Source organism: Prescottella sp. GW823-FHT02E09, assembly GCF_058797375.1.
This window is the reverse complement of record NZ_JBXAJP010000013.1, coordinates 107,080-121,571: the sequence shown is the minus strand read 5'-3', so window position 1 is coordinate 121,571 and position 14,492 is coordinate 107,080. Positions and strand designations below refer to the sequence as shown.

Genomic DNA, 14,492 nt, shown 5'->3' with positions numbered 1-14,492 from the left:
CGTGCGACTCGGGGCCTGACATATTGCGGTAGTAGGTCGCCGTCCGACCTGTCGGTTCGATGGGCAATGATGTCCAGGCAATTCTGCGCCGGGGGATCGACGTGGCCCAGGCACGACTTCGGAGGTAACGCATGACCAGGGCGGGCGTGTACGAGAAGCGGGCTCACTCGATGCCGACAGGCCACAAGTGGGTGGTGGTCGACGTCGAGACGTCCGGCCTTCGTGCCGCATCGCACCGAGTCCTGAGCCTTGCGGCGCTGGTGTTGCGGGAGGACGGATCCGTCGAAAGGGACTTCTCCACACTCCTGAATCCCGGATGCGATCCGGGACCTGTCGAGATCCACGGCCTCACGCCGGATCGGCTGGCGGGCGCGCCGCGGTTCGACGAGGTCGCCGACGAGTTCGCGGAACTGCTGTCCGGGCAGACCATGGTGGCGCACAACGCGTCCTTCGACTTCGGGTTTCTCGACGCGGAGTTCCAGCGGGTCGGCGTGCCCACCCCGATCGAGAATCGGCTGTGCACGCTGGCACTGTCGCGGCGTCTCGAACTCGACGTTCCCAATCACCGGTTGTCCACCCTCGCCGAATACTGGCAGATTCCGCAGTTCAACGCGCACGACGCCTACGACGACGCGCGGGTGCTCACCGAGGTGTTCACGCGGAGCGCGTCATTGGCGGAGGCGCTGCAGCTGCCGCTGCCCGTCGTCAGCTGCCGGGGCCGCCGCACGACGGTGTACCCCGACCAGGTGAAGCGGGTGCCGTCCGAGTTCGTGAACCCGGGTCGGCTCGATCCGGCGACCGGGCTCGTGCAAGGCATGAAGGTGGTCATCAGCGGCTCCACCCGGACCCCACGACTCGCGTTGGCGGCCAGGCTGGCCGACGCCGGGTTCGACGTGATGAATTCGGTGAGTCGCCAGACCAGCGTCGTGGTGTGCGACGATCCGCTCTCGCAGAACGCGAAGGTGCGAAGGGCCGTCTCGGATGGGATCCCGGTCATCTCGGAAGCGCAGCTGGACGAGTTGCTGGCGTGGGTCGAGCCGGGCGTGGCGAAGGCGGAGTCGACGCGCATCGTGCTCCCCGCCGCGCCCGAGCCCGTCGTGGAACCGGCTGTTGTCGAAGAGGTTCGGGTCGTCTCGGTCGCCGTCGAGCCTGCCGAACCCGTCGAGCCGGTGACGGTCGTTCCCGAGGTGATCGTCGCGGAGGACCCGCAGCCCCAGATCGTCCCGGCCGCACCGACACCCGCAGTCACTCCGCGACCGGCCCCCGTCAGCAGGTCCACGCCGTGGCGCGGACGTCGGGTGCTGCTGATGGGCGGATCCCATCTGGACTGTGTGCTGATGCGCTCGCGGATCGTCCAGCTCGGTGCCCGGCCGTCGCTCAATCTCACCGCCGCCGTCACCGATGTGCTCGTCCTGACCGACGGCGAGTCCGACCGCCGCATGGCGCGGGTCGAGGCGCGCGGACTCCCCTTGATTCGTGAATCCGACGTCAACGAGGCACTCAGCTCGGGCGTCATTCCGGCGCACATGCGCGCCGAATCACGCTTGTCCGCACCGATGTTGGCGCGCGGGCAGGTGGTGGATCTTCCGCCGAAGGCGTCGTCGTGGGCCGTCAACGTGGCCTGGCGTGCCGAGAATGTGGGTGACGAGTTCGAGGTCGATGTCGTCGCCTTCCTCCTCGGCGAGGACTTCCGGGTGGATTCGGACCAGGACTTCGTCTTCTACAACAACCCGGTCGACGAGGACAACGCGGTCGAGCTCTCGATCGACGGTGGCAGCGAGCAGTGCATTCGCGTCGACCTCGCGGCGCTGCCGGCTGAATGCCACCGCATCGTGATCGCCGCGGCCATCGACGGCGAGCGCACCTTCGGCGACCTCGGGGCCGTGTCGGTCAGCGTCGACGGACCGGACAGCACCTTCGCGACGTTCGTGCTCGACGCGGGCACCGTCGAACGGACCATGGTCCTTACCGAGATCTACCGGCGCGGCGGCGCCTGGCGGATCCGTGCCGTCGGCCAGGGCAACGAGGACGGCCTGGCGGCCCTGGCGACCGGATACGGCCTGGAGGTCGACGGCTGACGTCCGACGCGAGGCGGAACGAGTGGACGTCGACGGCGCGAGTGGCGCCGCCGACGTCACTGCAGGCTTACGCCTTGGGTTCTCCGACGGCGATGGTGGCGCCGAGGTCGCCGGCGTCGTGACCGCAATCGCAGTCGTCACCGCAGCCGCCGCAACCGCCCGCGTAGGAGTCGTCGTCGGCATCACAGTCGAGGGTGCCGCCGAACTTCGCCGCGAAATCGTCGTCGAGCTCGTGGGTGAACTCGTGGATCTCGTCGACCAGGTTGATCAGGTGCTGCGGCGCGAACGGGTCGGCGTCGAGGACCGTCGAGACCAGCAGGTGCTCGTCCTCGAGGGTGAAGCGCAGACGCGGCCACTCGGTGGACAGCTCGACGAGCTGTTCGACGGCCTTGGTGCGGTCGGAAATCCCGGTGACGAGCGAGGACCACACGTGCAGCTGCGGGCCGTCGTCCGCCACGGTGACGTACACGCCGAAGCCGTGCACGGGAACGAGGATGTCGCCGTCCTCATCGGTCTCGGGCGCACTGCCGAGCAGCTCGGTCAGCGTCCGCACAGACAGGCTGTGCAGCTGATCGCGCTCCTCCGTGGCGATCGCAAACGCGCCCTCGAGCTGGAGCGGCTGTTCGGTCGTGTCGTGCTCGGTCATCATTCCCCTGTCCGGCGCCGGCCGGATCTACGGTTCGGTCGCTGCAAAGTCGGTGTTCGGTGGGTGTCTACGGTATCGCGGCGTTCGTCCGGGGGATACGGGAGGATGCGGCCCCGAGACACACGACCTATGCCGTTGCGACATGCGGCAGCGAGTCGGTGCCATTTGACTCTGTGTCAAGGTTTGTGCTCGTCGTCGGATAGCCTGCGAGTCACTTCCGCGGATCGGAGAGAGCAGGCATGGCTGTGGTGATGGGGGCGAGCGATGATGCTCGGCTGAGGCAAGAGGCGATGCGGTTTCTCACTGTTCGCACGAACGACGGGGTCGACTCGATCACTCGGGACGAACTGCTCGACTTCACGTTCGACGGCGAGATGTTCCGCCTGGTCGACAAGACCCGCGGAATCCGCAAGCCCAAAGAACTGAGCTCCGCGCTGTCGATCATGACGACCTATCGGGCCGAGGGATCCGAGCGGCCTTATGAGGATGAAGTCGGTGGCGACGGATTTCTGCGGTACAAGTGGTCCGGGACCGATCCTGATCACATGGACAATCGTGGACTACGGGCGGCGATGGATCACCAGGTGCCGCTGATCTGGTTCTACGGGGTGGGAGTCGGTCGCTACCAACCGATCTTCCCGGTGTATCTGGTCGATGAGGAACCCGACAGGCATCAGTTCGTCGTTGCGATCGATGCGTCACGCGATCTGCATCGACCGGATTCGCGGGTTGAAGAGACTCTACGCCGGTATGTGGTGGCCGAGACGAAGCGGCGGCTCCATCAGCCGGTCTTCCGTGCGACGGTGATGCGCGCATACGAGACGCGCTGCGCTGTATGCGCACTGGCGCACGGCGAACTGCTCGACGCCGCGCACATCGTCCCCGACGGGAACGAATTGGGCATCGCGTCGGTGCGAAACGGCATGGCCCTGTGCAAGATTCACCATGCCGCCTACGACCATCGGATTCTCGGAATCAGCCCGGACTTCGTCGTCGAGATTCGCGAGGATCTACTCGCGGAGATCGATGGACCGATGCTCGAACATGGGCTGAAGGAGCGGCATGGCAAGCGGTTGATGGTTTTGCCTGCCAAGGCGTCCGAGCGGCCGGACCGTGGGTTGCTGGAGATCAGCTACAAGGAATTCCGGTCTGCGGTGTAGTTCAGGATCCGAACGCCGTGCTCCGCAGACCTTGTGTCTACGTCCACTTGCAAGATTGACGGTGCCGTTCCAGTGCGTCGACGGCAGGGTATGCGTTGGCATCGGCCGGCATTCGGACGTTCCTGTCATAGAGTAGCCCGTATCAGTCTCGCGAAGCGAGGGTGCCAGGAGCACTGTCATGGCGCTGGGGACGGTGAGGTGTCGCAGGTCGAACAGCGTATGGATATCCGAACGCAGAAGCAGACCATTGGTTACGTGGTTGGTGTGCGGTCCGTAGTGCCGGTCGATGTGCCCAGCCTTAAGTACTGAAGTGACCGTCGATTCGGTGACCCGTCCGGTCTCGGCGGGCGAGTTCACCGACGAGGAAAAACGCGATGGCGCTCTTGCCGCTGCCCTGGTCCGCCGGTGACGACCACGACCCGCTTGCTGTCGGTGGATCGGGCATGCTCGACGGAATGCAGAACAAGGTCGACGGCCAGCTGCTGAAGCAGTTGTTGGGACGTCGCGACCGCGGACCGTATCAGGGTGTCGCCTGCAGCGTGACCGGCGGCGGTGGTGGAAAGGCGTGAGCGTAGGAACGCGGCCATATCGTCTCGGTCGGCCGCGGTGAACAGGCGGCCGGTGACGGATGTCGGGAAACTACGAAGTCAGACACCGATGACGGGTCCGTCGCGTTGTGCAGATATGCCTAACCGGCGAGCGCGTCGGGCTGATCGGCGACGGCCTTCGCGAAGGCCGCGAGGTAGTCGCAGTAGCCCTTGACCTGAGCGACCGGGTGCAGCTTCGGGCCTCCCGGCATGCCAGGAACCTCGACGAGCTCCGACTGTCCTCGAACCGATAAGCCGACGACCACTGCTTGAGCTCGACGACCACGTAGGACGGTGCCCCCCCGTGTCTGGATGGATGCCGGTGAGGACGACGTCGGCACGCTGCGACGTCAACGGCAGGTGGTACTCGATGAGCATCTCGACATCGCCCAGTCCCACATCAACGAGATCGCGGGCGAAAACCGACAGCCTACGACCCCACGACTTCTGTTCCGCTTCGCTCGCTCGGCGTCCGGTGGTGAACAGCATCTGCTCCAACAGTTTGTTCGACCAGCGAGTCGGGACGAGCGATGTCGGCGACGCGTTTCGCCGACGTACGAAGCAAGGTCGCAGCGGGGTCCCCGGGGCAGCACGAATCCAGTCGTGCGGGCGGGGGCATGTCCGCGGCTGTGAATCACAGCGGAAGTCCGTCGGGCCGCACACAGAAGGATATCGGACATCACCGACCGGAATTTCTTTCAGCGCCGGTGTCCCAGACATGCAACTCCGCCATGTAGCGGCTCAGCGGTATCCAGGCTCCTCGTCGAGATCGTCATCTCGTGCCACCTGGCCACGTTGGTCTATTGGTCGGTCAATGATGCGTTTGCCGAGCTCCCCACTCACCAACTCGGCGCGCTTCCGCAGAAAGACGTCGTAGTCGTCGGAACCGAATCCGAACTTCTTGAATGATCCGATCAGGTGCGAGGCCATGGTCTTCTCAATGTCGGGGTTCGCAGATGAGAAGCGTTTCATGTACTTTGACGGCGCGTCGGCCCTGATCAGCCTCTTGTTAAGATCGGCATCGACGATGGTGATGTTGAGTACGTTATTGGCCTCACGCTCCGTGCGGCCCTTCTTCTTCAGATAGGCCCTCGGGAAGAAGTGGTGGTAGTTCCGGCTGTTCGCCTGCTTCAGCCACGCATTGCCGATGTGGACCTTCGCGTTGTCCTCGAACGATTTTGGCTCGTGGTATGCGAACAGGCAGAGGATGGCCTTGACGAAGGCGCGGCTCGGTGTGAACCAACCGTTCTGAATCAAGAAGTCAGGAGTGACGTCGACGGCCCAATCGTATTCCGGTGACTCGCTTACGAGGATCCGGTCGATTCGGTGCTTGTCCTGAGCAAGCCGGGATTCGGTCGATGATGAGTAGCGGCCACCGAGCGCACAGCGCCAGAAGAAGTCCTCCAGCAGCCTCTTCTGAGCTGGGGTCGGCTTCGACTCTTGGTGGTAGAAGAAGTACGCAAACGGTACGAGCAGCGCACTGAACGGAAGTAGCTTCGACGCAGGGATCCGGTAGGTGCCACGGAAGTACTCCACAGCAGACTCCAGTGCATCTGTTGCAGCGGACCAGCAATCGATGAACTCATCCTTGTTGAGTCGGAGAATCGACTTCTTGTTGCACTCGCCGTCCAGGATGAGTGAGACGAGCTGGAGAAGGGTTGCATCGGAAACAGTCTCGTACTCGACCGACTCGAGGCGGCTGAGCAAGTCATCGAACTTCGCCGAGAGATCGAAGTCACGGGCCTCGTCGTAGGTCTTCGCCGCCATGATCTCGAATGTGGTCAGTGACTTACCGCCGACGTTGATCCGCGTGAAAATCTCGGTGGCCACGTCGATCTCGACGTCAGCGACCTTGACAATCGGAAAGTCGTAGGAGGCGAGCCTCTCGCGGTAGGAGTCGATGTTGTCGAGGAACTCGTCGGCGTACTTTTTTGCCACCCTCGTGCCTCCGTTCAGAAGGTCCGTCAGAGCGATCCACGAGCCAGGTTCGAGTTCGGAGACGTCGGTGACGACGATCGGATCATGCTCGGTTGCCCGCAGGTCGACGAAGATCTGGGAGAAGTCGTCGATGCTCCCGGACGGTCGGGTGATCTTCTCGCCGCGGATCGCGGCGAACAGGCTGGTTAAGCGCTGCTGTCCGTCCAGAACGAAGGCCACTTCGGTACCTTCGGGAGCTGCAGGGAGTGTGATACCCCCAATCTCCCGAACGGAGCGAAGTCGTTCGCGAGTTGTCCAGAAGATGAAAGTGCCAACGGGGTAGCCCTTGATGACGCTGTCGAGTAGCTTGGCCGAGCTCGGCAATGACCAGACAAACTCTCGCTGGAACTGAGGGATCTTGATCAGGCCACGCTCGATATCGGCCAGGAGTGCTTGATGCTTCAGATGAGTGGGCGTCGGCGCAACCATGAATTCTCTCTCCCCAGAAGTGGTGAGAGCTTTATATCAACTGCGCGTCGCGACGTGTCAGGAGACTGTGTGGCTGACAATCTGAGCGTTCTCACTAAGCAGCCACCGGTCACTGTCTTGTGCCACGTCACCGCCCGTTGTCACGTTGTTCCTTCGCGGCCGACGGCGGTCGCGTTCACCTCGGCAGACCCTAGCAATGAGGATTCGTTGGGATGCGCCCGTGCCGGCGTGTCGGTGGTGGCTGAGTGTCGCAACGAATATGTCCCGGTGCGGTCCACTTGCTATCGGATTGATCCGCGCTTGATGGGCGTGCCGAGATCTGTCAGCAGCTCGTCGAGTGCATCCACGGATGCCCAGCCGTTGACCGCCGTTCTGCCCATTGCATCGACTCGGACTTCGATCCGATCAGGCAGAGCCTGGAGGCTCTCGGCGAGCCCACGGTAGCGGTCTGTCAGGAACCTGAACTGTTGGTTCGTCGACCCCACCCACGGACGCGTCGTATCGGGACTCTCGGCAAGATAAGGTCCGTCGACGAGCAGATCAGTTCGATTCAACAGGTCCGCCACCCCAGAGTCCTCATGGGACATCGTGGTCAATGCGTCGTATGTATAGCCGGAGAAGGTCATCACCGACATGTCGTGCAACTGGATCACGCGGGAGAACTCGGCGAGCGCCTTCGCTTGTTCGAATGGCTCACCGCCGAGAAGGGTCACACCCTCGACATCAGCGTCTTGAGCCGCCTGGGCTAGAGCTTCGATTGTCGTGAGGTGTCCGCCTGCTGGGTTCCACATGTGCGGGTTGAAACAACCGTCGCATCGGATCGCGCAACCCTGCACCCAGACCGCGAACCTGATTCCCGGCCCCTCGGCCACAGTGCGCGCGATCGTGTGCGCTATCCGCACTGTGAGGTTAGATGTCAAGGATTCGACCGCGGGATTGATTGGCTGACGGTGCCGATTGTCTCTGCGGCCCACTAAATGTGACGTGGTCGCGAATCTTAACCAGTTGGTGTGGCTGGAGGTTCACCGCGTTTGCGAAATCATCGAACCCGGTGAATCCACCACGGCGAGTCCGTTCAGCGATTACGGCTGCCGCCAACTCATGCGTCATACCGGGCAACGTGCCTATCTGTTCCTGTGTGGCGCGATTCATGTCGACCGTTGGCACGGGATTCTGCCCACTGGTGTTTGCGGCGAACAGGTTCGATTGTTGCGGTGTAGTGACGACCGGCGGAGGGGCAATGGGAGGATACGACCCTGCAAAACATGGCGCTGCCGACCGCGGAGGTCCGTAGTACTGATCGGTGTGCACGCCCAAAACCCCGTTTCTTGCCTGTTGTGCTGGTGACGGGGTGGTCGGAGCAGGCGGCACAGTTGACTGTGTGTACCAAGCATTCTGCGGGCCTTTGAGTGAACGCCAACGAAGATAGTCGCGGTTGACCACAACCCCATGAACGATCGAGACGATCCAGACGACCAACGTCACCATGGCCCCCACATCAGGTGAGACCTCCATGAGGATCATCGAGATGGTCGAAGCGACGGTGTATGCGAGCGCGAGCAACCACCACCGCTTCTGCTTCATGCGGACGGCGATATAGATGAATCCAACGAATGAGAACCATCCGAATCCGAGGATTGGGGCGAGCAGCCACGCGCTGTGCCGGAATCGCCAACTTCTATTGGCCAGCTTCTCGTCTGGCATGCGTGCATCAATATTGGCGGAGCTCACGGGAATCCTCGTTGTTCAGGTGATGTTTCTGGCGGGTGTAGTCCTCGGTGAACGCACTGTTGACCGTCTCCGCGTCGAGGAGATCTTCGAGGACGGCAATGTAGTCCATGCATTTGGGGCCGGTGATGTCGTGGGTTTCGGCACTCACTTGTCCGTCAGCATGAACGCGAATGGTGATTCGTGTTCCATCTGTCATTGGGTGCCCGCCCCTGTTGTCAGGACCAGCGTCACACTCTGGTCATCCTCGACTCGCTCCGATTCGATGCGCATTCCTGCGCCTGGCGCTCTCTCTCTCAACCGCGTCACGACCGCGTCTTGAACGCGGCGCCCGTAGGCTTCGTCGACGGATTTCACGATTTCTATCGCAGTCGCTTCGTCCACAACGTCACCGGTCAGGTTTACCTGCCAGATTCCATGGACGTCACGCGAGAACACTGCTCGAGCTCCCTGCCAATCGGCGACCACCTGCCCATCTTGCTGAGTAACCACCGCCCGTGTGTCGGCAAGTGACGCAGCGAGGAGACATTCGTCCCGCATTCGGGTCTGAACCTGGCATACCGTTGGGTTGTCAGTGTCGGTCTGGGTCCGGCTCGCCTTCCAGGCGCTGTATGCGCCAAACGCGGCAGGGATCAAAACCAGTGAGATGCTCATCTCGCCTCCTATTCCGATAATCGTCAGAAGTCCACCAGGCGTCCACCACGCGCCAGCGAACCGTCTGGTGTCGGTCGTGAATCGGGTCTGCCGGACTCGGATTGGATGGCCTCCGGGACCGAGTAACCGCTCCGGTCTTGCGTCGCGGTCGCGGCAACGGCGCGCACCGCCGCCCACGAACGAATACGAGCAATCTGTTCAGACTGAGTGGTGCTCAAGGGCACCATGTTGCGCAGTGCGCGAAACAGATCCCCTTCGGTAAGAGCACGCCGTTCCGCATAGGCATCGAAGAGGCCAGCGACGACCGCCTGTTCGATCTCGGCGCCTGAGTAGCCTTCGCTCTCGTCCGCGAGCCGTTCAGTCAGCTCGGTGGTATTCGTGAGCATCCCGGCAACGCGCTCGTTCGTCAGCCGCTTCGACAGATGGAGGGACCAGACATCTTGCCTCTCGTCACGAGTCGGAAGATCGACGAAGAAGATTTCGTCAAACCGTCCCTTCCGGAGGAACTCGGGAGGCAGGTGCTCGACGTTGTTCGCTGTTGCGATAACGAACACCGGTGCAGACTTCTCCTGCATCCAAGTTAGGAAGGAACCGAACACACGGCTTGACGTCCCCGAATCTCCGCCACTTGCCAGTCCCGAGAATCCCTTCTCGATCTCGTCGAGCCACAGGACACATGGCGCGGTTGCCTCCGCGGACCGAATGGCATTGCGCATATTCTGCTCGCTCGATCCGACAAGGCCCGCGAAGACCCGACCGATGTCGAGTCGCAGAAGCGGCAGCTCCCACGCTGCCGCGATCGCCTTGGCGGTCAGAGACTTCCCGCATCCCGGAACACCTGTCATGAGGACACCCTTTGGCGCAGGCAGCCCATACTCGGCGGCCTCAGCCATCCAAGAGTTGTTGCGCTTCGCCAACCAGCGCTTGAGGTTCTGGAGTCCACCAACATCGGCGAGATCGACGTCGACCTGAACGAACTCCAGCAGGCCGGACTTGCGGATTGTCTGGCGCTTCTCCTCCAGAATGACGTGTACATCGTCGTTGGAGAGCACGCCGTCATCGACCATTGCGCGCGCGAACGCATTCTCCGCCTCATGCAGGGTCAGTCCCATCGCAGCCTTTGCTAGCCGCTCACGACCGACCTCGTCGACTTCGACCCGGATGCGACCACCTTCCGAGTTTGCAGCGATCATGCCGTCGAGAAGCGTTCGAATCTCGCTTTCGCCAGGCAAGGGGAAGTCGACAAGGGTGATCGACTTCTCCAGTTCAGCCGGAATTCGACGAACTGGTGACACGAGTAGCAGTGCCCGCGCGGTGCTTCCGGTTTGGAATGCAGCGGCGATGTCACGAAGAAGCCTCACGATTGCAGGGTCGGCGGGTCGATTGGCGTCCCCGAGGTAGGGGTGGAGATCGCACATGATAAAGACGCCATGCTCTTCTCTTCGGAGTGCCCAATCGAGTGCTTCCCGAGGCTCAGTCGTACGTGACTGCACAGTGCCGTCGGAACTGACGAAACCTCTCGTGGCGGTCCAGATCCAAACCGGCCGGGTCGTTCGCATTCGACTTGTATCCGTGGCAACGCCCGCCACTTCGTCCAACACGCGCTGTTCCTCGAAAGATTCGACGAACAGAATCGGAAACCTCGCCTTGAACAGGAGGGTGAGTGTGCTCCTGAACGATGGCCGCTCAACTTCTCCCACGCGTGTTTCCCATCCCGTTCTGAACTCGTGTCTTCTCGCGTACTGCAGAGCGTTCCGTGATCGTAGCGGCCAACCTGTGGATGTCTCGCTCGGAGGGCCGTCAATCACTTAAATCGATGACAAGCGATTCGTTGCCGGGCGGTGTTCCTCTTGGACGGCTGAGTCCGAAGCTCAGGGATCTTTTTCAACAGACTCGCCCGACACACTGTCGCCTCCCGCTGGGCGCGTAGTGCCTAAGGATGTTGGTCAAACGGCTGAAGTGACGCTCGTGCGGATGGTGGTGTTGCCGGTGGTGATGTAGGTGCGCAATCATCGGCGAAGCCGTTTCTTCGTGTTTGGTCAGACGTGCAGCGTCGGGCGACCACCGATTCGGTTGCCATGGTCGTTGGAAGCTCCCGAAGTCTACGACGTAAGCAGTCGAGGCCCTGGACGTCGAAGCAGAGCCGTTCGGCCCAGTCGCACGCGAGCGATCTGCAGAATGGGTTCGAACTCGCGAAAGCCGTCAGCGACGTTGCTGGCACCGCGGGCAGAGTCGACGACCACGTCGAGAAGACGAGCTTCTTCGTCATCGAATCGACTGCTGGGTCGGCGAACACTCCGCCGGGTGCCAGATGCGGCAGACTCGGCGGAAGCCACAGCAAACGCTCCCAGCCCGCCGCGGCCTCGGCGAGCCGACGGAACCGGGGGTTACCCGGCGACAGAGATTCGAAGCGCCGCAACGCATCAGGGTCGAGCCGGGTCAGTCGGCCGCTCGCGCTACGGGTGGCCGCGCCGTCCTCGCCGTCCAGTACGTCGGCGAGTTTGCGATTCAGCGGAAAGGTGTCCATGAAGTTCACGGAGAGCGGCACCGACTTCCGTTAGTCGATTTTGAGCCGTGCGTCAGCGAGAGCCGGGAGTTCCTCGAGCGCGACGTAGTTCAGCACAGCAGATCGGTGGCGATGATCCCGTCCACGAGAACCTCACGCTCGTCGACCATGTTGCGGGCCTCGGTGGTCGGCGTTGGGCGCGGTACATTACATCCAGCAGCAGCTTCTCCACGGCGGCGCGGGCGTCGGTGCGCTCGACGATCGAGGACCGGAACAGATCAAGTTACTCGGGTTCACGGTGCTCAGGAACTGGTCCTGGTGGGGCTGAGTCGGCTCGGTCTCCCCAGCGAGTGTCAACGGCTTGTACGGGGTGGCGGCGAGTAGCAGAACTCGAGCGTCTGCGTGGCAGACAGAGCTGCTCCGCGAGCTCGCCTGCCTCCGTCTTCGTAGCGTGCCGGTCAGTGAACCGCTGGAACTCGTCGAGAATGATCAGATCCGGTTCGAGCGCCTTCGACACCGGCGTGCGTAAGCGTGGTCCGGAGCCCGCTGATGAGGTTGCGGAACACGTGGGGGTCGGGCTTGGGACGTCTAACGCCCGGGATCCGACCGAGGAGCAGGTCGGTGAACCCGTCGAGCAGGGTTGTGCCGTTGACACGTGTACGGATTGCGGTGGAGAACCGCTTCTCGGTTTCGAGGTCCAGGCGGTTGCTGTTGGCGGCGATGAACTGGGCGACGTCCTCGGGGAAACGCGAAGCGTCGACCTGGCCGCGGAGGAGCTTCAATGCGCGATTGCGCGCAGGCGTTTCGACATCTTCAGGTGACAGTCGAGGAGCCAGAAGAGCAGGGTTTGGATGATTTGTGGGCATTCGGTGGGTCGCGATTGATCGCTGCTCGGGTTCCGGTGTGAGCGCATCGAACGAGCGGGCCTCGTGCGCATCTACTACCCAGCGGTCGGATTAGCGCAAATATCCCGAGCGGTGCCGATCAAGGAGGGGCGATGATCGATTTTCTGAACTCGACGGCGTTCACCGCATTCGGTGCGCCGACGAGTTGGGCGGAGGTGCTGGGTTTCGTAACCGGAGCCTGGTGCGTGTGGCTGGTGGGTCGTCAGTCGATATGGAACTGGCCGATCGGCATCGTCAACAATCTGGTGTGGATCCTGTTGTTCGCCACCGCAGGGCTTTTCGCGGACTCCGGGCTGCAGGTGGTCTACATCGCGCTCGCGGTGTGGGGATGGCGGAACTGGGTGCAGGGGCGGGCGGGGGACACCCTTCCGGTCACCGGCACGACCGGGACCGAATGGATGTGGCTCGCCGCCGCGGGTGTCGCCGGAACCGGCGCGCTGACAGTGCTCCTCGATACCGCAACATCGTCGACGGTTTCGTTCTGGGACGCCGTCACCACGGTCCTGTCGCTGCTCGCGACGTGGGGTCAGGCAACCAAGCGGTGGGAGTCGTGGCTGCTGTGGATCACCGCCGACCTCATCTACATCCCGCTGTACCTGCACAAGGGGCTCACGCTCACAGCCCTGCTCTACGCCGGGTTCCTGATGCTGTGCATTCGCGGCCTACTCGCCTGGCGGCGCAGTCGCGCAACCGAACCCGCACTGGCGGTGGCGCGATGACCCCGACGTACCGGCATGCCCTGTTGATCGGCAAGTTCTATCCACCGCACCGCGGCCATCACCACCTGGTGCGGTCCGCCGCGCGGATCGGGTGACGGTCGTGGTGATGGCGTCGGCGGCGGAGTCGATCCCGCTCGCCGACCTGGTGTCCTGGATGCGGCAGACGCACGCAGGCGCGGCGACGGTGCGGGTCACTGGAATCGTCTGCGACGCACCGATGGACCTCGAATCGGCCGCGGTGTGGGCGGCGCAGGTCGCCTGCATGCGCGCGGCCGTCCGGCAGGTCGACGCGACACCGATCGACGCGGTGGTGTCGAGCGAGAAGTACGGCGACGAGCTCGCGAAGTGGTTTTCGGCCACCCACGTCTGCATCGACCCCGAACGGGTGGCGCACCCTGTCTCCGGGACCGGGTGCCGCACCGACCTCGCCGGCCAGTGGGACCAGCTCGAGGAACCTGCCCGCGCCGGACTGACGACCCGCATTGTGGTGCTCGGCGCCGAGTCGACCGGCACCACGACGGTCAGTCGCGCACTGGCGAACCGTTATCGGAGCCGCGGCGGCGTGTGGGCGCGGACCGGGTGGGTTCCCGAGTACGGGCGGCAGGCGACCTTGGACAAGCTGGACCGACTGCGGGCGGTGCGTCCCGACGCCGCGGTCGAGGAGCTGGAATGGACCCGTGACGACTTCGCGGACATCGCGACGGAACAGACACGGATGGAGGAGAACGCTGCCCAAATCGGCTCGCCGGTGCTGATCTGCGACACCGACGCCTTCGCCACCACCGTCTGGGAGCGGCGCTACCTCGGAACGGACAGCGGGCGGGCCTGGGAGGGCGTGACCGGTCGGCCCGCGCTCTACCTGCTCACCGATCACACCGACGTCCCTTTCGTGCAGGACGGCATCCGCGACGGAGAACACGTGCGGGCCGAGATGACGCAGTGGTTCGAGGACGCGTTGACGGCGACCGGACGCTCGTGGGTGCTGCTCACCGGTCCGCTGCCCGAGCGGGTGGATCTCGCGGAGCGTGTGGTGGATCTTGCTTTGGCGCAACGAGCGTCGTTCGGGGTGCCACTGTAAACACGGTGTGGCCGCACCGGGTGCC

General features: G+C 63.2%; 13 protein-coding genes and 2 pseudogenes. 6 read left to right on the top strand and 9 right to left on the bottom strand.

Features of this window, described 5'->3' with window-relative positions:
• The first annotated feature begins 131 nt into the window (after positions 1–131).
• The gene (locus AC1RIF_RS25295) at positions 132–2,078 is read left to right on the top strand and encodes a TerD family protein (protein WP_492604127.1); all 1,947 of its coding nucleotides are present in this window, start codon (positions 132–134) and stop codon (positions 2,076–2,078) included.
• Positions 2,079–2,145: 67 nt separating this feature from the next.
• Here AC1RIF_RS25295 and AC1RIF_RS25290 read toward each other — a convergent pair whose 3' ends face one another.
• Complete coding sequence (locus AC1RIF_RS25290) at positions 2,146–2,724, bottom strand: T3SS (YopN, CesT) and YbjN peptide-binding chaperone 1 (protein ID WP_492604126.1); 579 nt, start codon at positions 2,722–2,724, stop codon at positions 2,146–2,148.
• Between the two features lie 239 nt (positions 2,725–2,963).
• Here AC1RIF_RS25290 and AC1RIF_RS25285 point away from each other — a divergent pair, with 239 nt between their 5' ends.
• Positions 2,964–3,884 (top strand): HNH endonuclease, encoded by a 921-nt coding sequence (locus tag AC1RIF_RS25285; protein ID WP_492604125.1) that lies wholly within the window; start codon positions 2,964–2,966, stop codon positions 3,882–3,884.
• A 201-nt stretch (positions 3,885–4,085) separates the two neighbouring features.
• Here the strand turns inward: AC1RIF_RS25285 and AC1RIF_RS25280 are convergent.
• Positions 4,086–4,241: pseudogene (locus AC1RIF_RS25280) on the bottom strand (HNH endonuclease); the annotation flags it as partial.
• Positions 4,242–4,258: 17 nt separating this feature from the next.
• On the opposite strand from AC1RIF_RS25280, the gene AC1RIF_RS25275 reads away from it, so the two are divergent.
• A complete protein-coding gene (locus AC1RIF_RS25275) occupies positions 4,259–4,453 on the top strand; it encodes a hypothetical protein (protein ID WP_492604124.1) in 195 nt (64 codons plus the stop codon).
• Between the two features lie 759 nt (positions 4,454–5,212).
• Here AC1RIF_RS25275 and AC1RIF_RS25270 read toward each other — a convergent pair.
• The 7 genes from AC1RIF_RS25270 to AC1RIF_RS25240 all read right to left on the bottom strand — a co-directional run bounded on the left by AC1RIF_RS25270 (position 5,213) and on the right by AC1RIF_RS25240 (position 11,795).
• Positions 5,213–6,877 carry a GmrSD restriction endonuclease domain-containing protein gene (locus AC1RIF_RS25270; protein ID WP_492604123.1) on the bottom strand — a complete coding sequence of 555 codons (1,665 nt, stop codon included), beginning with the start codon at positions 6,875–6,877 and terminating at the stop codon, positions 5,213–5,215.
• Positions 6,878–7,158: 281 nt separating this feature from the next.
• A complete protein-coding gene (locus AC1RIF_RS25265) occupies positions 7,159–7,749 on the bottom strand; it encodes a 4Fe-4S single cluster domain-containing protein (protein ID WP_492604122.1) in 591 nt (196 codons plus the stop codon).
• Between the two features lie 37 nt (positions 7,750–7,786).
• Positions 7,787–8,608, bottom strand: coding sequence for a helix-hairpin-helix domain-containing protein (locus AC1RIF_RS25260; protein ID WP_492604121.1), 822 nt, complete (start codon positions 8,606–8,608; stop codon positions 7,787–7,789).
• Positions 8,589–8,804 carry a DUF2997 domain-containing protein gene (locus AC1RIF_RS25255; RefSeq protein WP_492604120.1) on the bottom strand — a complete coding sequence of 72 codons (216 nt, stop codon included), beginning with the start codon at positions 8,802–8,804 and terminating at the stop codon, positions 8,589–8,591. The genes AC1RIF_RS25260 and AC1RIF_RS25255 overlap by 20 nt, the downstream gene beginning before the upstream one ends.
• Positions 8,801–9,259: a hypothetical protein gene (locus AC1RIF_RS25250; protein ID WP_492604119.1), complete on the bottom strand. Its 459-nt coding sequence runs from the start codon at positions 9,257–9,259 to the stop codon at positions 8,801–8,803. Before AC1RIF_RS25250 ends, AC1RIF_RS25255 begins: the two co-directional genes overlap by 4 nt.
• Before the next feature lie 23 nt (positions 9,260–9,282).
• Positions 9,283–10,959 (bottom strand): Ycf46 family AAA ATPase, encoded by a 1,677-nt coding sequence (locus AC1RIF_RS25245; protein WP_492604118.1) that lies wholly within the window; start codon positions 10,957–10,959, stop codon positions 9,283–9,285.
• Positions 10,960–11,192: 233 nt separating this feature from the next.
• Positions 11,193–11,795 (bottom strand): hypothetical protein, encoded by a 603-nt coding sequence (locus tag AC1RIF_RS25240; RefSeq protein ID WP_492604117.1) that lies wholly within the window; start codon positions 11,793–11,795, stop codon positions 11,193–11,195.
• Positions 11,796–12,226: 431 nt separating this feature from the next.
• Here AC1RIF_RS25240 and AC1RIF_RS25235 point away from each other — a divergent pair, with 431 nt between their 5' ends.
• From AC1RIF_RS25235 to AC1RIF_RS25225, 3 genes and pseudogenes are all read left to right on the top strand, one after another.
• The gene (locus AC1RIF_RS25235; RefSeq protein WP_492604116.1) at positions 12,227–12,586 is read left to right on the top strand and encodes a hypothetical protein; all 360 of its coding nucleotides are present in this window, start codon (positions 12,227–12,229) and stop codon (positions 12,584–12,586) included.
• A gap of 176 nt (positions 12,587–12,762) precedes the next feature.
• The gene (pnuC, locus tag AC1RIF_RS25230) at positions 12,763–13,389 is read left to right on the top strand and encodes a nicotinamide riboside transporter PnuC (RefSeq protein ID WP_492604115.1); all 627 of its coding nucleotides are present in this window, start codon (positions 12,763–12,765) and stop codon (positions 13,387–13,389) included.
• A pseudogene (locus AC1RIF_RS25225) lies at positions 13,386–14,467 on the top strand (AAA family ATPase). The gene pnuC and the pseudogene AC1RIF_RS25225 overlap by 4 nt, the downstream one beginning before the upstream one ends.
• The last annotated feature ends 25 nt before the right edge of the window (positions 14,468–14,492 follow it).

Bases quoted from the DNA above. Each gene is read 5' to 3' on its own strand.
- AC1RIF_RS25255 (WP_492604120.1), bottom strand. From the start codon at position 8,804: ATGACAGATGGAACACGAATCACCATTCGCGTTCATGCTGACGGACAA.
- AC1RIF_RS25275 (WP_492604124.1), top strand. From the start codon at position 4,259: ATGGCGCTCTTGCCGCTGCCCTGGTCCGCCGGTGACGACCACGACCCG.
- pnuC (WP_492604115.1), top strand. From the start codon at position 12,763: ATGATCGATTTTCTGAACTCGACGGCGTTCACCGCATTCGGTGCGCCG.
- AC1RIF_RS25250 (WP_492604119.1), bottom strand. From the start codon at position 9,259: ATGAGCATCTCACTGGTTTTGATCCCTGCCGCGTTTGGCGCATACAGC.
- AC1RIF_RS25270 (WP_492604123.1), bottom strand. From the start codon at position 6,877: ATGGTTGCGCCGACGCCCACTCATCTGAAGCATCAAGCACTCCTGGCC.
- AC1RIF_RS25290 (WP_492604126.1), bottom strand. From the start codon at position 2,724: ATGACCGAGCACGACACGACCGAACAGCCGCTCCAGCTCGAGGGCGCG.
- AC1RIF_RS25295 (WP_492604127.1), top strand. From the start codon at position 132: ATGACCAGGGCGGGCGTGTACGAGAAGCGGGCTCACTCGATGCCGACA.
- AC1RIF_RS25285 (WP_492604125.1), top strand. From the start codon at position 2,964: ATGGCTGTGGTGATGGGGGCGAGCGATGATGCTCGGCTGAGGCAAGAG.